Origin of the sequence: Bradyrhizobium sp. CCBAU 25338 (assembly GCF_028128965.1) — a bacterium.
In the GTDB taxonomy this organism is placed as follows: Bacteria; Pseudomonadota; Alphaproteobacteria; order Rhizobiales; family Xanthobacteraceae; genus Bradyrhizobium; species Bradyrhizobium liaoningense.
Genome location: NZ_LFKY01000041.1, coordinates 92,273 through 110,421, shown reverse-complemented (window position 1 = coordinate 110,421; position 18,149 = coordinate 92,273). Strand labels below are relative to the sequence as shown.

Sequence of the window (18,149 nt, the reverse complement as noted above, 5' to 3'; positions counted from 1 at the left end):
TGCGCGAGGCTTGACATCGTCGCGCTCAACCCATGTGATGGGCAAAAAGCAAAAGCAACAAGAATGCGATGCACAATCGTCCAGGGAGGTTTTGATGCGCCTGCGCATGGCTACCCGTTTGGTACGTGGGCTGTTGGTCGCGATATCAGCGACAGGCTTGGCGGTGTCCGCCGAGGCCCAGGAGAAGAAGCTCAAGATCGGTGTCATCTATGATCTGACCGGCCCGCTAGCCGGCGGCGGTTCGGAGCTGCAATATACCGGCGCAAGGATCATGCTGGATCAGTACAGCGCGAAGGACGTCGAGGGCTACAAGATCGAGGCGATCTATGCCGATGCTCAAAGCAAGCCGGATGTCGCCATCAATGAAGCGATCCGTTTGATCGAGCAGGAAAAGGTCGACATGCTGCTCGGCTTCTTTTCCTCGGCGCAGTGCGTGCCGGTGGCAGCGCGCGTCGAGCAGCTGAAGAAGTTCATGTGGATCACGACCTGCATTTCGTCCGCGGTGCTGGAGAACAAGAACTACAAATACGTGTTTCGGCCGCAGGCATCCGGCGATCAGTTCGGTATGATGACGATGGATTTCATCGCGCAGAACACAAAGGAAAAGCTAGGCAAGGATCCCAAGGACCTGCGGGTCGCGATCATCCATGAGGACGGCGCCTACGGCGTCGACGTGGCCAAGGGCAATGAGGCCGGTGCCAAGAAGGCTGGCTTCAACATCGTGCTGAGGGAGGGATATTCGGCCACGGCTCCGGATTTGTCCGCACTCGTAACCAAGCTGAAGCGGGCAAAGCCGGATGTGGTTTTCCACACGGGCTACAATCCCGACATCACCCTGTTGCTCCGGCAAGCCCGCGAACAGGGGCTGAAGTTCGGTGCACTGGTGGGACATGGCGCCGGCTACGGGGTCTATGAGAAGCTGAAGGAAGGCTTGGGCGCTGATGTAAACTACGTCTTCAATACCGATCCGATCTCGATCTGGCTCGCCAACCAGAAGAGCATGGATCCGAAGCTGCCGCCGATCATTAAGGCGGTTGGCGAGGAGTTCGACAAGCGCAAGCCGGGCGTCGCCATCCGTTCGGCTCATGTCGGCATGGCTGCGTCCAACACCTACCTGTTCCTGACCGACGTGCTGCCGCGAGCGATCAAGAAGTATGGCGGCATAGATCCCGACGCCCTGCGCAAGGCAGCACTCGATACCGACATACCCGAAGGCGGCACCATGCTTGGCTTCGGCGTCAAATTCCATGGCGAGGGCTCGCCAATGGCCGGCCAGAACGAGCGCTCGTTCCCTGTCGTAATCCAGTACGTTGACGACAAGTCCTACGTGGTGTGGCCCAAGAGTCAGGCGCAGCGCGAGGCCGTGCTGCCGCTGCCGAAAGGCACCACCTACAGCAACCAGTAGCGGCGGAGAACGACGGTGCTGGAAGTGAACGGGCTGGTGAAGCGATTTGGCGGCTTCACCGCCGTGAACAACGTGTCGTTCAAGGTCGACGACGGCGAGATCCTCGGCCTGATCGGCCCCAACGGTTCGGGCAAGAGCACGATCTTCAACATGCTCTCCGGCACGCTGGCGCCGACATCAGGTTCGATACTTTTCGCCGGCCACGAGATCGCGGGCCTCGCGCCGCACCGGATCATCAACAGCGGCATCGGCCGCACCTTCCAGATTCCGCGTCCCTTCCGCCGCCTGACCATTTTCGAGAACGTCGCGCTCGCCGGTTTCTACGGCCAGGGCCGCCACAGCCGCGCCAGGGCGGAAGAGGCGGCCGAGCGCTCGCTCGCCATGGTCGGCCTGCCCACCGATCGCCATGCCAGCGTCGATGGCCTCGGGGCTGCCGGCCTGAAGAAGCTCGAACTCGCCAAGGCGCTCGCCACCGCGCCAAAGCTGCTGCTCGCCGACGAGAGCCTCGGCGGTCTCGACGAGGCCGAAATGGATCAGGCCGCGGACATGCTGCGCAACATCCGCGACGAGCTCGGCATCACTATCATCTGGGTCGAGCACATCATGGGCGTGTTGATGCGGGTCGTCGATCGCGTCATGGTGCTCGATCACGGCGAGAAGATATCGGAGGGCCTGCCGAGTGCGGTCGCCGGCGATCCGCGGGTGATCGAGGTCTATCTCGGCACCGATGCCGAGACCACGCAGGCCGCGGCCGCCGAAGCGCGCCGCCGCGCGGGAGGGTAGCCGATGCTGGAGCTTCGCGGCGTCAATGCCGGCTACGGCACCTTCCAGGCCCTGTTCGACGTCGGCCTCGATGTGAAGGCCGGTGAGGCCGTCGGCGTCATCGGTCCGAACGGCGCCGGCAAGACCACCTTGATGCGCGTCATCTCCGGCCTGATCAGGCCCTCGCGCGGCTCGATCAGAATGGAAGGCGTCGACCTCGTGGCGACGCCGGCGCACAAGATCGTCAGCCTCGGCATCGCGCATGTGCCGGAGAACCGCCGGCTGTTTCCGCAGCTCACAGTCGATGACAATCTCAAGATGGGCGCCTTCATGAAGGAGGCGCGCGGGCACTATGCCGAACGCCTCGAGGTCGTGTTCGAGCTGTTTCCGCGCCTGAAGGAGCGCCGTCACCAGATGGCGGGCACCATGTCCGGCGGCGAGCAGCAGATGTGCGCGATCGGCCGCGCGCTGATGTCAAATCCAAAGCTGCTGCTGCTCGACGAGCCCTCGGCGGGGCTTGCGCCGGTCGTGGTGCAGCAGGTGTTCGAGCTGGTGAAACGGATCCGCGCCAGCGGCCTGACCGTGCTGATCGTCGAGCAGAACGTGCAACAGGTGCTGAAAGTGGTCGACCGGGCCTATCTGATCGAGGCGGGCACGATCCGCGCCTCCGGCACCTCGGCCGAGATGCTGGCGAGCGACACGGTCAAGGAAGCGTATCTCGGGGTGTGAAGGGCATGCAGGCGTTCCTGGACATTTTCGACATCTACCTGCTGGAGGCCGTGATCAACGGCATCCTGCTCGGCGGCGTGCTGGCGCTGCTCGCGCTCGGCCTCAATCTGATCTTCGGCGTCATCGACGTCACGTGGATCTGCTATGCCGAGCTCGTGATGATCGGCATGTACGGCATGTACTTCATGGTGCAGTACTACGGGGTCAGCTATTTCGTCGCCGCGCCGCTGACCATCCTGCTGGTCGCGGCACTTGGCGCGGCGCTGCACTACCTCGTGATCGCGCCGCTGCTGACCGCGCCGCCGATCAACCAGCTGCTCGCGACCGGCGGCGTGCTGTTCGTGCTGCAGAGCTTTGCCACCGTCGCCTTCGGCATCGACTTCCGCAATCTCGGCATCCGCCTGCCGGTGCTTGCCTTCGGCGAGATGAATTTCAGCTACGCACGGCTGCTATCGTTCGTGGCGGCGCTGGTCGGCATGGTCGCCGTCTATCTGTTCATGACGCGAACCTTCACTGGCACTGCGATCCGCGCCATCTCGCAGGATCGGCAGATCATGGCATTGATGGGCGTCGATACCAGACGGATCTATCTGATCACGTCGGCGCTGGGCGGCGCGCTGGCCGGCCTCGCCGCCTGCCTCCTGGTGCTGCAATACGACGTGCATCCCTTCGTCGGCCTCTCCTTCGGGCCGATCACCTTCCTGATCTGCGTGCTCGGGGGCCTCGGCAATTTCATCGGCGGCTTCATCGCCGCCTTCGTCTTCGCGGAGATCATCTCGCTCGGCGGCCTGTTCTCCGATCTCGAATGGGGCTATGTGCTCGCCTTCGCCTTCTTCATCGTCATGATGTTCATCCGGCCCGCGGGCCTGCTTGCGAGGCGCCGATGATGGGGCAGGGGCGGCTTGCAGCCTGGGGAATAGGCCTGGCGGCGCTGGTCGCGCTGCCCTTCGTCTATCGCGATCCCTATCATCTGCACATTCTGGTGCTGATCCTGATCTGGTCGTTCGCCTACACCTCCTGGTCGATGATGGGCCGGTTCGGCCTGGTCTCGCTCGGCCATGGCGGCTTCATGGGGATCGGTGCCTATGTCACGGCGCTGCTCTGGAATCATCTCGGCCTGTCGCCGTGGATTGGCATTCCCATCAGCATGGTCGCGGCGGGGGCGCTGGCGCTGATCGTCGGCTATCCCTGCTTCCGCTTCCGCATCACCGGCCACTATTTCGTGCTGGTGACGCTGGCGCTCTCCGGCATCGTGCTCCAGGTCATCACCGCGACGCGCGACTACACCGGCGGCTCGCTGGGCTACACGCCGAACCGGACCTCGGGCAACAAGCTGCTGGCGCTGCAATTCGACGACAAGACGACCTGGTACCTGATCGCGCTCGGGATCTGGCTTTTCGGCATCGTGGTCTGGCACTGGGTCGATCGCAGCATGGCCCGCTATGCGCTGGAGGCGATCTCGGAGGACGAGGACGCCGCTGCCGCCGCCGGCGTCGATGTCACTGCGGAGAAGCTGAAGATCACGCTGCTCAGCGCGCTGATGACGGCGCTCGCCGGCGCGATCTACTGCCAGTACCAGATGTTCATCACGCCTGACACGGTCAGCGGCATCGCGGTGTCGCTCCAGATGGTGTTCGCTGCCATCGTCGGGGGCCTGTTCGTCTCGCTCGGCCCGACCGTCGGCGCCATCATCACAATTCTGCTGGCCGAGACCCTGCGCATCGGCTTCGGCACGAGGGCGGTCGGCTGGGACAACCTCGTCTACGGCGTGCTGCTCGTCCTTTTCATCATATTCCTTCCCAAGGGCATCCTTGGTAGCTTGCTCGACCGATTGAAGCCGCAACGCAAGGTGCCCCGCGCTCATGAGCAAGAAGCCGTCCAAATCGCTCGCCCAGGAACTTGACCGCTACATCACGCCATTCCGCCACGATGGTTCGGGCAAGTTTCACCTCAAGGACCACAAGACCGACGAGAGGGACGATCTCGACAAGGAGAAGGCGCAGGCGATCCTCGACTCCAACAAGAAGCGGATGATCGAGTTTCAGGAGAAGCTCTACGCGCAGGACCGCTGGTCGCTCCTGATCGTGTTCCAGGCGATGGACGCCGGCGGCAAGGATTCTGCGATCAAGGCGATCTTCGAGGGCATCAATCCGCAGGGCTGCGAGGTTCATGCCTTCAAGGCACCGAGCAGCAAGGAGCTCGATCATGACTTCCTCTGGCGCCATATGATCGCGCTGCCCGAGCGCGGACGTATCGGCATCTTCAACCGCTCCCACTACGAGGAATGCCTGGTGACGCGCGTGCACCCGGAGATTCTCGCCAAGGAGAAGCTGCCGCAGAAGCTCGTGACCAAGCACATCTGGAGGGAGCGGTTCGAGGACATCTCTGCCTTCGAGCGCTATCTCTGCCGCAACGGCACCGTTGTGCTGAAATTCTTCCTCAACGTCTCCAGGGAGGAGCAACGCAAGCGCTTTCTCGAGCGGCTGGAGGATCCGGCCAAGCAGTGGAAGTTCTCGATGGACGACGTCAGGGAGCGCGCGCTGTGGCCTCGCTACCAGGCGGTCTATCAGGACATCGTTCGCCACACGGCGACGCCCCACGCGCCCTGGTACGTCGTGCCCGCCGACCACAAATGGTTCGCCCGTGTCGTGATCGGCTCCGTGATCAACGCGACGCTCGAAAAGCTCGACCTGCGCTTTCCCCGCGCCGACAAAGCCTCGCTGCAAGAGTTCGAACAGGTGCGCCAGGCGCTGGAGAAAGAGGAGACAGGAGGCAGGAAGAAAGCCAAGTGACAGCCAACCGTACCTCGGACCGCAAGACCGTCAATTTCGCGCTCCAGGGCGGCGGCGCGCACGGCGCCTTCGTCTGGGGCGTGCTCGACCAGGTGCTCGAGGACGGCAGGCTCGCGATCGAGGCGATCAGCGCGACCAGTGCGGGCGCCATGAATGCGGTCGCGATGGCCTCCGGCATGGCGCACGGAGGTGCTGAGGCCGCGCGGGAGAGCCTGCACGCTTTCTGGTACGAAGTGTCGCGCATGGACATGGCGTACGATTTGATGTCGCCGCTGAACCAGTGGATCCAGGCGCTGAGGCTGCCGCCGGAATATCATCCGGTCCACGCCGTCATCCATACGCTGACGCACACGCTGCCGCCGGGCCTGCTCAATCCCTTTCATTTCAATCCGCTCCGCGCGTTGCTGCAGCGCGTGGTCGATTTCGACCTGCTCAATTCCTCGCCCGAGGCGCCGCAGCTGTTTCTCAACGCCACCAACGTGCGCACCGGCAAGATCAAGGTGTTCCAGAGCCCGCTGCTCACGGCGGAGACCGTGCTCGCCTCAGCCTGCCTGCCGCCCTATTTCCAGGCCGTCGAGATCGACGGCGAGCATTATTGGGATGGTGGCTATCTCGGCAATCCCGCGATCTATCCGCTGATCTACCGCAAGGGCAGTCACGACGTCATCATCGTGCAGGTCACGGCGATCCGGCGCGACGAGCTGCCGACCAGCGCAGCCGACGTGCTCCACCGCATCAACGAGATCAGCTTCAATTCGTCCCTGATGCGCGAGATGCGCGCGATCGCCTTCGCCACGCGGCTGATCGACGACGGCGAGCTCGACAGCGACAGGCATAGTCGCATGTACATGCACTGGATCGGCAACGACCAGTTGATGTCGCAGCTCGGCACCGCCACGCAGTTCCACCCCGAGTGGAGCCTGTTGTGCCGCCTGCGCGACGAGGGCCGCGAGGCGGCACGAAGCTGGCTGGCACGACACTTCGACCAGATCGGAAAATCCTCGACGGTCGACCTGGCGGACATGTTTCTCTAGGCCGCCCCGCCTGCATCGACAAGAAAGTCCGAAAACAACCCCATGCACAGTAGCCCGTGCCAGCGGAATCAATGACTTGGCGAGGCAGCCTGTGCCTTGCGGATTTGGCGAAGCCGTTTGACTCGTCGGGCAAAACAGGGGCATGATGTCATGATCGCCGCGGACCGGTACGGTGGGCGAAGCGTGGCCACTATTGCCACTATTGTTCATGCGAAAAGGATGGCGGGCACGGCGCTCTCGCGCCTTTGGCCTATCCTGAACCCTCACGGCCCGCTGTAGACTCCCCTCAATACCCGCGAGCCCACCAGTAGCAGAAGCGCTCGACATTGGCGGGAAGCGCTGACTCGTAGTTCGACCACTTCTCGTATTTCGGCAGCTTCACCTCCTTCATCGCGACGTCGAAGCACTTGCCGGCGTCCGCGGCCTTCTTCACCTCGGCGGAGAGATCCTCCATGTAGGCGATGTCGTCCTCGACGTCCTTCCTGGTGCCGAGGCGACCGCCGGCATAGGGATGGCCGGGGATCATCCGCTCCCAGTCGAGCGACGCCAGCTTCTTCAGCGAGGCGATATATTCCAGCGGCGAGGCGTTGTCGGGGATGTTGCGGAACTGGACCTGCTCGATCGGGGCGAAATCGACCACGAAGACGAGCTTTTCCTTCGGCAGCCGCATCACCAGCGAATTGTCGGAATGGTTGCGGCCGACATAGTTCAGCTCCAGCGTGGTGCCGCCGAGCGTGATGCTCTTCCTGTCATCCACCACCTGATCCGGCATCACGACGTCCGCGAGCAGCGATTTCTGCTTCTTCAGCTCGAGCAGGCGCTCCTTGGTTCGCCGGTGCGCGATGAAAGTCGCGCCGAGATCCTTGAAGGGCTGGCCTCCGGCGATGTGATCGTAGTGATGGTGGCTGTAGATGACGTATTTTATCGGCTTGTCTGTGACTGCCTCGATCGCGTCGATATAGGGCTTGGCGGGACGCAAATAGGAGATCGGATCGGTCGCGATCACGCCTTGCGGCGTCACCACGAACATCGCCTGATGGCCGCCATAGCGGAAGATGTAGACGTTTTCGGTGCCGTCGACCTTCCTGGTGGACGTCTGCGGCGGGTTCTGCGCGAATGCTGATCCGGTGACGAGGGCGGCGACAACCGCGATGCAAAATGATGCTTTCATCTCTGGCTTTCCGGAAATGAACGAGGGTGACAGAGGCGGATATTCTCTTCGATACAAACGCTGTCGTCAGGGATTTATTCCGCCGCTTTCACGGGGCCAATCGGTCGTGGGAACGCCTGGAACGCGCCTTCAAATGTGATTTCAAGGCCTTTGATCCCGCTTGACAGTTTTGTGTCGCAGGAGGACCATCCCAATGGTCGCAAACAAGCGACGCGCAATGTCCACCTCATGAGCAAGGGGAGGTCTATGACGCCACCTCCGCAAATCCAGCCGCGTTGATTGCGATGGAGCTCGTTCGGACTATCGCATAGCGGCAGAAACCGCGAACGGCACGCCGGGACCAGGTTTAGCGGGCTGCATCAGTGAGGCAAAGCCCCTACCTTCCCGGCGCTGTATTTTGCGTCACATCGATCGCGTCTGACGGCCGTGACGAGGCCGCCGCGACGAGCATCTATGACATTCTGCTTTCCGCCTTCCTCCTCGTCGCCGGCGTTTCGCGATGACGGGAGAGGTCTTTGCGCGCACGGGCCTGAAGGCGTTTCGCTGACGCCGCGGCTCCTGATCTTGCATTGCGGCAAATGCCAAGAGAATGTCGCCTCAAAGGCCAACTTCCGACACAGGGCCGGGGCGAATAGCGGCAATCCGACATGATGCATGTGCTTCGTCGGTGACGGTCCCGACGCCGCTGGCGCATTCATATTTCCAGGGAATCTTCGTGTCGCATAAGCTGGCCGCGGCGCTCCTCGCCGCTCTCTTCCTCACGATTCCGCCTTCCTCCGGCGCCCGCGCCGAGCCGTCTCCGCCGCCGGCAAACAGCGCTGCCGCACTGTCGCCCGACGAGGCGAAGCGCGCGCTGGAAACCCTTCAGGACGACAAGAAGCGCGCGCAGATGATCGACACGCTCCGCGCGATCGCCAACGCGTCCGGTCCGCAGCAACCCGCGCCCGAGCCGAAATCGCCGATCCCGCTCTCGGCCGACGGCCTCGGTGCGCAGCTCCTGCTCACGGTGTCGGAGGAGATCGGCGAGATCTCGGGTGAGATCGCCAGCATGGCGCGGACGCTCACGCACTTCCCGGCGTTCTATTACTGGATCATGCGGACCGCGAACGATCCCGCGGCCTACAATCTCCTGATCGAGATTGCCTGGAAGCTGGCGCTGGTGTTCGGTGCTGCCTTCTGCGCGGAATGGGTGATCTTCCGCCTGATCCGGCGTCCGGCCGCGTTCCTGGAAGCACGCGTGCCGCAAACAGCACGCCTGCCAATGCAAGCCCTGCCGATCGCCGATCCGCCGTCATCGGTCACAGATGTCACCCCGCAGCCGGAACTGCACAAGCGCCGTCACAGCCTCGCGCGGATCTGGCAACTGTTGCTGCGGCTGCCTTTCGTGCTGGGTCGCATCGTGCTCGAACTGCTTCCCGTGATCGTCTTCGTGGGCGTTGCTACGGCGCTGCTCGGGACCGAGATCGGCGAGCCCACCACCGTCCGCCTCGTGATCCTCGCAGTCGTCAACGCCTATGCGTTCTCGCGCGGGCTCATCTGCATGGTCCGGGCACTGGTGGGGCCGTTCGGCCTGTTCCCGGTGCGCGCCGAGACCGCCGCCTATATCGAGATCTGGGCGCGCCGCATCGTCGGCGTCGGCGTCTCCGGCATCGCCTTTGCCAATGTGGCGCTGCTGCTCGGCCTGCATCGCGCCGGCTACGCCGCACTGCTGCGCATGGTGATGCTGGTCGTGCACCTCTTCATCGTCGTCATCATCCTGCAATGCCGCCGCCAGGTCGCCGAGGCCATCCGTGCGCCGGCCGAGCGGCAGGGGATTGCGGCCCGTTTGCGCAACCGTATCGCCGGGGGCTGGCACTATCCTGCCATCGCGCTCGATCTCGCGTTGTGGGCGGTTTGGGCGCTCAACATCCGCAACGGGTATTCGTTGTTGCTGCAATATTTCGTCGGCACCGCCGTGGTGGCGCTGGTCACGCGCGTCGTCATCATGGTGACGCTGAGCCTGATCGACCGCGGCTTCCGCATCAAGCCGGAGATCCTCCAGCGCTTTCCGGGCCTCGAGGTCCGCGCCAACCGCTATCTGCCGCTGCTGCGCAGGATCGTGTCCAGCGTGATCGCCTTCATCGGCTTCGTCGCCGTGCTCGAAGTCTGGGGCGTCGACGCCATCGTCTGGTTCTATGGCGGCCAGATCGGCAGCAGGCTGATCTCCGCCGTGGTGACGATCGGCCTTGCCGTGTTCATCGCAGCTGCGATATGGGAAGCCAGCAACGCGCTGCTGGACCGTCAGATCAATACACTGTCCCGGGACGGCCATTATGCCCGCGCCGCGCGTCTGCGCACCTTCCAGCCGATGCTGCGCACGGCGCTGCTCTGTCTGATCGCAACCGTCGTCGGCCTCACGGCGCTGAGCGAGATCGGCGTCAATGTCGCGCCGCTGCTCGCGGGCGCCGGCATCGTCGGCATCGCGATCGGCTTCGGTTCGCAAAAGCTGGTGCAGGATCTCATCACCGGCCTGTTCCTGCTGCTGGAGAACACGGTCCAGGTCGGTGACAATGTCAGCGTCTCGGGGCTCTCGGGCGTGGTCGAGAATGTATCGATCCGCACCATCCGCCTGCGCGCCGGTGACGGTGCCGTGCACATCGTACCGTTCAGCGCGGTCACGACCATCACCAATGCCAGCCGCGGCGCCGGCAACGCCTCCGTCAGCGTCAACGTCGCCTACAAGGAAGATACCGACCGCGCCGGCCAGATCCTCAAGGACATCGTCGACGAGATGCGCCGCGAACCGGAATTCCGCGCACTGATCCGCGGCGACCTCGAACTGTGGGGCATTGACAAGGTCGATGGCGCGATGGTGTCGATCGTCGGCCAGATCCGCTGCACCGAGGCCGGGCGCTGGCCGGTCCAGCGCGAATTCAACCGGCGCATGAAGCTGCGCTTCCAGCAGAACGGTATCGAGGTCGCATCCGCCACCCAGACCATCTTGATGCATATCGGGCCACCGGCGGATGGCGCCGCCAGTCTGACGCCGCGGCGGGCGACCGGATAAGCAGTCCCCAAGATTTCCGGCTTGCCTCTATTGATGCGGCGGTGTTCAGTCTGCATCCAGGCGCGCGAACATGGCCGCTTTTCATGAGGCCGAGACGGTGAAATGGTAGCCTCTCGTTGAGACGGCCGACATCAAGCCGGAGTAGCGCCGTTAACCCTTTTTTCACGCGCAACTGCCAGGCGTTCGCCAAAAGCTCGCTGCGGTGCGAGATCACAGTCCATGGCCGAGTCCTCTCCGTCCTTGATCTGGATGGAGCGCTGGCCGACAATGTCGGCGATTCAACTACAAGCTCCTTGGGGGAATTCGTGAATAGACCTGCCCGGGTCGTTACCCAACCGACATCGTCCAATCCGCAGCAAGGCATGACGCTGTTGCGCGATCCCTTGCTCAACAAGGGGACTGCCTTCACGGAAGCGGAGCGCGAGACGCTCGGCCTGCGCGGCCTCTTGCCGCCTTGCGTGCTGACGATGCAGACCCAGGCCGAGCGAGTTCTCACCAACCTGCGCGCGCTTCCGACCGACCTCGAAAAATATGTCGCGTTGAACGCGCTGCATGACCGCAACGAGGCGTTGTTCTTCCGCGTCGTCGTCGACAATATCGACGAGATTCAGCCGATCATCTATACGCCGACGGTCGGGCTTGCGTGCCAGAAATACGGCCTGATCTTCCAGCGGCCGCGCGGCATGTTCATCTCCTCGCGCGATCGCGGCCAGATCGCGGAGCTTCTGAAGAACTGGCCCTATCCGGCCAAGCTGATCGTCGTCACCGACGGCGAGCGCATCCTCGGTCTCGGCGATCTCGGTGCCAACGGCATGGGTATTCCGGTCGGCAAGCTCTCGCTCTACTCGGCCTGCGCCGGCGTGCATCCCGAGCTCTGCCTGCCCATCGTGCTCGACGTCGGCACGAACAATGAGGAGCTGTTGAACGATCCCTATTATATCGGCCTGCGCGAGCGGCGGCTGACCGGCGAAGCCTATGACAGCTTCGTTGACGAGTTCATGCAGGCTGCGCGAAAGACTTTCCCGGGCGTGCTGATCCAGTTCGAGGATTTCGCCAATCACTCCGCCTTCAAGCTGCTGCACAAGTACCGGGATGAGGCCTGCGTCTTCAACGACGATATCCAGGGCACCGCGGCGGTGGCGCTCGCGGGCCTGTTCTCAGGCTTGCGCATTTCCGGCGGCAAGCTCAGGGATCAGCGCATCCTGTTCCTCGGCGCGGGCGAAGCCGCAACCGGCATCGCCGATCTCGTGGTGTCCGCCATGATCGCCGAGGGTGCCACCGAGGCCGAGGCGCTCCGCCGCAACTGGCTGGTGGATTCCCGCGGTCTCGTCGTCAGCGGCCGCGAGGGCCTCTCCGGCCACAAGCTCCGCTATGCGCATACCGACCAAGAGCCGATCGCCGACTTCCTCACCGCGATCAAGACGCTGAAGCCGACGGCGATCATCGGCGTTGCCGCGGTTGGCGGCGCCTTCACACCCGACGTGCTCAGGACAATGGCCGAGCTCAACGAGCGGCCGATCGTGTTCGCATTGTCCAACCCGACGTCGAAGGCCGAGTGCTCGGCGGAGGATGCCTATCGCTACACCGAGGGCCGCGCGCTGTTCGCCTGCGGCAGCCCGTACGACCCGGTGAAGCTCAACGGCCGCAGCTTCGTGCCGCGCCAGGGCAACAATTCCTACATCTTCCCCGGCGTCGGCCTCGGCGTCATTGCCAGCGGCTCGCGCCTGGTCACCGACGAGATGTTCATGGCGGCGGCCCATACGCTTGCCGATTGCGTCGGCAAGGAGGACCTTGCGCAAGGCAGTCTCTATCCGGCGCTGCCGCGCATCCGCGAGGTCTCGGTTCGGATCGCTGCGGCCGTCGCCGACGTCGCCTATCAACGCGGACTCGCGGACGGACCTGCGCCGAATGACGTGAAGGCTTTGGTCCAATCGCAGATGTACGAGCCGAAATACTGAGGCACCAGGCCGACAGTTGGTCGGCGCCGGAACGCAATCCAGTCGGGCGCTCGCCAGGCTTCTGGCGTAGCGCCCGATTTTCGTCACCCCTGCGCTGGCCAAAGCGCGATGAAATGAAGATTGATCGCTGCGACGACGGTAGTGAGCCCCCTCTCCCGCTTGCGGGAGAGGTGAACCGAGGCCGGTCCGGGCAAGGATTCAAGCAAAGCCCGCCACGCTCATCTGGGGCCGTCTATGCCGATTCAGAACACGCACTGTGGTGGAATCGTCACAGCCGGACGCGAAACGGCCGCGGCCCCAGAGCCGCTTTTGTTCCGACAAGGTTCTGCCCTCATTGCCGACCGAAAATCCGGCCGTTCGGAGGGCGTACCATGTCTCGCATTGCACGTGCCGAAACTGCCCGGATTTCCTTCGCAACCTCGTGCCGGTTGCTGCTCGCGGTCGTCGCCGCGGCATCGCTCGCGGCCTGCGCGCAAGCGCCGGTCGGCCGCCAGAAGGCCGATCTCGCCGCTACCGGCCGGCATGCCGCGGTGGAGCGGCCGCACAGGGTGGCGGCGCTGCATCCACGCCCGGTCAGGCGGGAGCGTGCCCCGGACCGTGACGCCAAGCAGACCCCCTCGCACGGCGTCGCCAGCTTCTATTCGGATACGGAAACCGCGAGCGGCGAGAAGTTCGACAAGAACGAGTTGACCGCGGCGCATCCGACCCTGCCGTTCGGCACCAAGCTGCGGGTCACCGATACCTCCTCCGGCCGCTTCGTCACCGTCAGGGTCAACGATCGCGGACCCTATGTTCGCGGGCGCGTGGTCGACATCACCCCTTCTGCGGCCGAGGCGCTCGGCATGGTCGACAAGGGCATCACCAATGTCAGGCTGGAGGTCGTGCAATAGGGCACGACTCGGCAAGACCAATGCAACGCGCTTAACCGGCTGTTAGCTGCTTCTCGAGCACCATGGCTGCCCGCACAATTCGGGGCATATGGGGAGGCAGCGCTTGAACACGATCCAGTATCTTGAAGATCAGGCTGCGCGCGCCGAGCGGCTCGCCAAACGGATCACGGATACGCTGACGATCGAAAAGCTCCTGACTTTCGCCGGCGAGCGCCGCCGCGAGATCGAGGTCATCGCCGGCAAGCATCGCGCCACTCGTTCCCCGCAAACCATGCTTTGAGCGCATCGCGCCACGTCGTTCGGCGCGGCTTCTTTCTTTCCGGTGTCGTCCCGGCGATGCATGAAAAGGACATGACACTGAGGTGCGCCCTCGAAGAGCGCGGCGAACCGGCGCTTCTTTATCGCCCGCATTCGGCGCAACGGGCTTTAGCGGTGGCTCTCGACGAAGTCGCTGAGATAGTCGGGCAGCGTCACGCCATCGATGTCGCAGCGCGCCTTTATCTCGCCGGCGACATCGGCGGAGATGTCCTTCATCCAATGCTCGAGCGTGTTGAACGAAATCACCTTGACGGGATCGTTGAAGCAGCCGGCGACGAGCTCGTCGATCGTGGTTTCGAGATCGCTCCGCTCAATGCGAATTTCGGTCGCCCGGTCGAGGCGATCGATCACCACGAACACAGTCTGGTCTGCGCCATAGGGCACGACATGTGAGGGTAGGCCAGCTTCAAGCATCTGCGGCGCTCACGCCTTGGCTTCCGATCGCTGACAACGGGAAAGACCGGACGAAGGTTCCTGCGCGTGCTTGCAAACTGCCGTCAGAGAAATTCTCTCAACCGCGACAGCTCGGTGACGTGCTCGGGCGAGAGGATCTCCGTCACGAGTGGCGGCTGCGGCACCGTCCGGATCTCATAGAGATGCCGAGTCGTCGCCGGCTTCTCCATGAAGGCCGAGATGCACGCGTCGAGGGTGCCTTCGCTGATCTGGTATGACTCCCGGTCCGGCCGGCGCTGGTTTGCAAGCGACGGCCATTTATGCAGCACCGCATGCGCACCAAAATCGACCTTTGAACCCGCAATCGCACCCCCCATCGCACCCGCCTCACGCAAGAAGCACCCCGGCACGCGGACTTGCGTGCCGGGGGCCCACACCTATCGCTGCATCTCAATGTCACAGCGCTGAACGCGGCAGCCGGGAAAAGGTTCCCGCCGTCGTAATCAGCTCGCGGCCGCCGCGATTCTGTTTCCCAGGCTGGCCTGACCGTTGACGTGCTCGTCGCCGCGCCCGACCTCCGGTGGGAGCCCGGCGAAGCGGCGCAAGGCTTGGGCCATCTGCACCCGGCCCGGCACCCCCGTGATCACCACGTCGACCATGGTGAAGGACGAGTGGAAATGGCCGCGGGCCTGAAGCTGCTCGACCGGGACGCCGGCTGCGGCCATTGCCTCGGCATAGGCGACGCCCTCGTCGCGCAACGGATCGAACTCGCAGGTGACAACGAAGGCCGGCGGCAGGCCGGCGACCTTGCCGCGCAGCGGCGAGACGCGCGGATCGGTGCGGTCGGCCGGCGAGCAGTAGAGGTCCCAGAACCAGTACATCAGCGAAAGCGTCAGGAAATAGCCGGTCGCATTGTCGTTGTAGGACGGGCGATCGAAGGTGCAGTCCGTGACCGGGCATATCAGGAGCTGGCCCGCGATTTCGGGCCCGCCACGATCGCGCGCGAGCTGGCAGGTGACGGCCGCGATGTTGCCGCCGGCGCTCCAGCCCGCGACCAGCACCGGGCCCGGTTTGCCGCCGAGCTCGGCGGCGTGCTCGGCGATCCAGCGCGTCGCCGCATAGCCGTCTTCCGCCGCGGTCGGGAAGCGATGCTCCGGTGCATGGCGATAGCCGACGCTGACGAACATCATGCTGGTTCGCCGCACCATGTCGCGGCAGAACGGCTCGTCCGACTGCTCGTCGCCGAGCACCCAGCCGCCGCCGTGGAAATAGACCACGACCGGATGCGGCCCGGGCGTTGCCGGCTTGTAGACGCGATAGGGCAGCGGACCGTCGGCGCCGGGCAGGGTGCCGTCGACGATCTCGCCGATCGGCCGTCCTGCCGGGCGGCTCTTGTTGAACTCGTTGACGAAGGCGCGCGCCCCGATCGCGCCCATCGACTCGATCGGCGGCAGGTTGAGCGATGCGAGCAGGTTCAGCACCAGCCGCACGTCCGGCTGCAGGCGTACCACCTCGCCGTCATTGCACTGCGCAGCAACGTTGGGGCCGGTGAGCCTGAAGCCGAGCATGCCGCGGCTGACCACCTCGTCGCAGATGCTGCGATACGGGCCGACGCCGCCGGTATAGGGCATCAGTCCCTGGACCTTGCCGGGCACGTTGGCGCCCGTGTACCAGGTGTTGGCGAGCCGGTGCAGCGTCAGCGTCGAACAGTCTGCCATGTGCCGGCCCCAGCCGGCCTGCGCCGTCTCGGTCGGCTCGATCGTGGTGAAGCCGGCCTCGCGCAGCGCAGCAAGGCGATCCACGACCCAGTCGACATGCTGCTCGATCGACACCGCCATGTTCGACAGCACCGACGGGCTGCCGGGGCCGGTGATCATGAAGAAGTTCGGGAAGCCCGCGACTGTGAGGCCGAGATAAGTCTCCGGTCCCTTCGCCCAGACGTCGGAGAGCGACTTGCCGCCGCGCCCGGTGATCGGGTGCACGGCGCGGATCGCGCCGGTCATCGCGTCGAAACCAGTCGCGAACACGATGACGTCGAGGTCGATGCTGCGCTTGGCCGTCGTGATGCCGCCTGCGGTGATCGCCTTGATCGGCTCCTGGCGCAGATTGACCAGCGTGACGTTCGGCCGGTTGTAGGTGGCGTAGTAGTTGGTGTCGAGACAGGGGCGCTTCGCCCCGAAGGGATGATCGTCCGGCATCAGCGCCGCCGCGGTTTGCGGGTCCTTCACGGCGGCTGCGATCTTCTCGCGGATGAGATCGCAGATCAGCTTGTTGCCTTCGACGTCGACCGCCTGGTCGGCCCAGAGCTGCGTGAGGATATAGACGAGATCGCCCTTGCCCCAGGCTTCCTCGAACCGCGCGCGGCGCTCGGCGTCGGTGAGCTGCCAGCTCACGACCGTCTGCTGAGGATAGGGCACACCGGCCATCGACTGGCGCGCCTGCTCGCGATAGGCGGCGCGATCGCCCTGCAGCAGGCTCATGCGGTCCGACGGCGCCGGGCCGTTATGCGCGGGCAGCGCGAAATTCGGCGTGCGCTGGAACACGGTCAGATGTGCGGCCTGCTCGGCGATCAGCGGGATGGACTGGACCGCCGACGAGCCCGTGCCGATCACGGCGACGCGTTTTCCCGCAAGATTGACGCCGTCATGCGGCCAGCGGCCGGTGAAATAGACCTCGCCCTTGAAGTCCCTGACGCCGTCGATCTCCGGCGGCTTCGGCGCGGAGAGGCAGCCGGTGGCCATGATGTAGTGGCGGCAGGAGACCGGTGCGCCATTGTCGGTCGTGAGCTGCCAGCGCTCGGACGCATCGTCCCATCTGGCTTCGGTGACCTTGGTCTTGAAACGAATGTCGCGCCTGAGACCACAGCGATCGGCGACGAAGCCGAGATAGCGCAGGATCTCGGGCTGGGTCGCGTATTTCTCCGACCAGGTCCAGGCGGTCTCGAGCTCCGGATCGAAGGTGTAGCTGTAGTCGATGGTCTGGATGTCGCAGCGCGCCCCCGGATAACGGTTCCAGTACCAAGTGCCGCCGACATCGCCGGCCTCATCGAGGGCGACCGTGGAGAAGCCGGCCTTGCGCAGGCGATGCAAGAGATAGAGGCCGGCAAATCCGGCGCCGACCACGGCGACATCGACCTGCTGAGCGGTTCCGCGCTCATCGGAGGCACGTGTGGCAACCATTGCGTCAGTCATGGCATTCCTCCCGTATGTTTTGTTTTGCCGGCAGGCTATCGCCGCAGGTTCAGCTTGTCATTAGAGCAAGTTCAATCTCCGGTGGTCGTTTTCGGCGGCAGCGTGTCCGCGCGAATGTTGCCGGCATCACACGCACCGCGATGCACAATGGCCGTGATAGCCCGGGGTAATCAGAGCGCATCCTTCTGTGTATGCTTGCGCTTACAAGCCACGCGTACCGGCCGGGCGTCATGACAGAGTTGAGTGAGCGGACCAAAGCGAACATGGACGTCGTCCTCGAGGAGACATGCCGCCAATTGCCGCATGGCGGCGATCATGACAGCCGCAGGTTCATCGCCGAGCGCCTGATCGAGGCGGCGCAGGCCGGCCACTCCACGCTCGGCGAGCTCGGCATCGTCGCGCGCCGCGCGCTGGCGGAGTTGATGGGCAAAGGCAGCTAGGCGAGGGCGCGAGGCTTGCC

Annotated in this window: 16 protein-coding genes; 11 read left to right on the top strand and 5 right to left on the bottom strand. The window is 64.2% G+C overall.

Annotation, left to right across the window (positions count from 1 at the left end; all coding sequences use genetic code 11):
• The first annotated feature begins 94 nt into the window (after positions 1 to 94).
• Genes ACM42_RS27480 through ACM42_RS27450 form a run of 7 tightly spaced genes read left to right on the top strand, consistent with a single transcriptional unit; the run spans position 95 to position 6,722 of the window.
• The gene (locus ACM42_RS27480; protein WP_028177141.1) at positions 95 to 1,405 is read left to right on the top strand and encodes an ABC transporter substrate-binding protein; all 1,311 of its coding nucleotides are present in this window, start codon (positions 95 to 97) and stop codon (positions 1,403 to 1,405) included.
• A gap of 15 nt (positions 1,406 to 1,420) precedes the next feature.
• The gene (locus ACM42_RS27475; protein WP_271530796.1) at positions 1,421 to 2,188 is read left to right on the top strand and encodes an ABC transporter ATP-binding protein; all 768 of its coding nucleotides are present in this window, start codon (positions 1,421 to 1,423) and stop codon (positions 2,186 to 2,188) included.
• A 3-nt stretch (positions 2,189 to 2,191) separates the two neighbouring features.
• Positions 2,192 to 2,896 carry an ABC transporter ATP-binding protein gene (locus tag ACM42_RS27470; protein WP_271530795.1) on the top strand — a complete coding sequence of 235 codons (705 nt, stop codon included), beginning with the start codon at positions 2,192 to 2,194 and terminating at the stop codon, positions 2,894 to 2,896.
• Between the two features lie 5 nt (positions 2,897 to 2,901).
• A complete protein-coding gene (locus ACM42_RS27465) occupies positions 2,902 to 3,783 on the top strand; it encodes a branched-chain amino acid ABC transporter permease (protein ID WP_271530794.1) in 882 nt (293 codons plus the stop codon).
• Positions 3,780 to 4,799 (top strand): branched-chain amino acid ABC transporter permease, encoded by a 1,020-nt coding sequence (locus ACM42_RS27460; RefSeq protein ID WP_271530793.1) that lies wholly within the window; start codon positions 3,780 to 3,782, stop codon positions 4,797 to 4,799. Before ACM42_RS27465 ends, ACM42_RS27460 begins: the two co-directional genes overlap by 4 nt.
• Positions 4,759 to 5,688: a polyphosphate kinase 2 family protein gene (locus ACM42_RS27455; protein ID WP_271530792.1), complete on the top strand. Its 930-nt coding sequence runs from the start codon at positions 4,759 to 4,761 to the stop codon at positions 5,686 to 5,688. The genes ACM42_RS27460 and ACM42_RS27455 overlap by 41 nt, the downstream gene beginning before the upstream one ends.
• Positions 5,685 to 6,722 (top strand): patatin-like phospholipase family protein, encoded by a 1,038-nt coding sequence (locus ACM42_RS27450; protein ID WP_194392461.1) that lies wholly within the window; start codon positions 5,685 to 5,687, stop codon positions 6,720 to 6,722. Before ACM42_RS27455 ends, ACM42_RS27450 begins: the two co-directional genes overlap by 4 nt.
• Positions 6,723 to 7,008: 286 nt before the next feature.
• Here ACM42_RS27450 and ACM42_RS27445 read toward each other — a convergent pair whose 3' ends face one another.
• Positions 7,009 to 7,893, bottom strand: coding sequence for an MBL fold metallo-hydrolase (locus ACM42_RS27445; protein WP_271530791.1), 885 nt, complete (start codon positions 7,891 to 7,893; stop codon positions 7,009 to 7,011).
• 715 nt (positions 7,894 to 8,608) lie between these two features.
• Between ACM42_RS27445 and ACM42_RS27440 the strand changes: the two genes are divergently transcribed.
• The 3 genes from ACM42_RS27440 to ACM42_RS27430 all read left to right on the top strand — a co-directional run bounded on the left by ACM42_RS27440 (position 8,609) and on the right by ACM42_RS27430 (position 13,787).
• On the top strand, positions 8,609 to 10,939 hold the full coding sequence (locus tag ACM42_RS27440) for a mechanosensitive ion channel domain-containing protein (RefSeq protein ID WP_271530790.1): 2,331 nt from the start codon (positions 8,609 to 8,611) through the stop codon (positions 10,937 to 10,939).
• A gap of 305 nt (positions 10,940 to 11,244) precedes the next feature.
• Complete coding sequence (locus ACM42_RS27435; protein WP_271530789.1) at positions 11,245 to 12,897, top strand: NAD-dependent malic enzyme; 1,653 nt, start codon at positions 11,245 to 11,247, stop codon at positions 12,895 to 12,897.
• Between the two features lie 371 nt (positions 12,898 to 13,268).
• On the top strand, positions 13,269 to 13,787 hold the full coding sequence (locus ACM42_RS27430; protein WP_271530788.1) for a septal ring lytic transglycosylase RlpA family protein: 519 nt from the start codon (positions 13,269 to 13,271) through the stop codon (positions 13,785 to 13,787).
• Between the two features lie 31 nt (positions 13,788 to 13,818).
• Here the strand turns inward: ACM42_RS27430 and ACM42_RS27425 are convergent, their stop codons facing one another.
• From ACM42_RS27425 to ACM42_RS27410, 4 genes are all read right to left on the bottom strand, one after another.
• Positions 13,819 to 14,034: a hypothetical protein gene (locus tag ACM42_RS27425; protein ID WP_271530787.1), complete on the bottom strand. Its 216-nt coding sequence runs from the start codon at positions 14,032 to 14,034 to the stop codon at positions 13,819 to 13,821.
• Positions 14,035 to 14,213: 179 nt separating this feature from the next.
• The gene (locus tag ACM42_RS27420) at positions 14,214 to 14,519 is read right to left on the bottom strand and encodes a hypothetical protein (RefSeq protein WP_271530786.1); all 306 of its coding nucleotides are present in this window, start codon (positions 14,517 to 14,519) and stop codon (positions 14,214 to 14,216) included.
• An 83-nt stretch (positions 14,520 to 14,602) separates the two neighbouring features.
• A complete protein-coding gene (locus ACM42_RS27415; RefSeq protein ID WP_271530785.1) occupies positions 14,603 to 14,875 on the bottom strand; it encodes a hypothetical protein in 273 nt (90 codons plus the stop codon).
• Between the two features lie 126 nt (positions 14,876 to 15,001).
• The gene (locus ACM42_RS27410; RefSeq protein WP_271530784.1) at positions 15,002 to 17,689 is read right to left on the bottom strand and encodes a flavin-containing monooxygenase; all 2,688 of its coding nucleotides are present in this window, start codon (positions 17,687 to 17,689) and stop codon (positions 15,002 to 15,004) included.
• Between the two features lie 191 nt (positions 17,690 to 17,880).
• Here ACM42_RS27410 and ACM42_RS27405 point away from each other — a divergent pair, with 191 nt between their 5' ends.
• Positions 17,881 to 18,129, top strand: coding sequence for a hypothetical protein (locus ACM42_RS27405; RefSeq protein WP_271530783.1), 249 nt, complete (start codon positions 17,881 to 17,883; stop codon positions 18,127 to 18,129).
• The last annotated feature ends 20 nt before the right edge of the window (positions 18,130 to 18,149 follow it).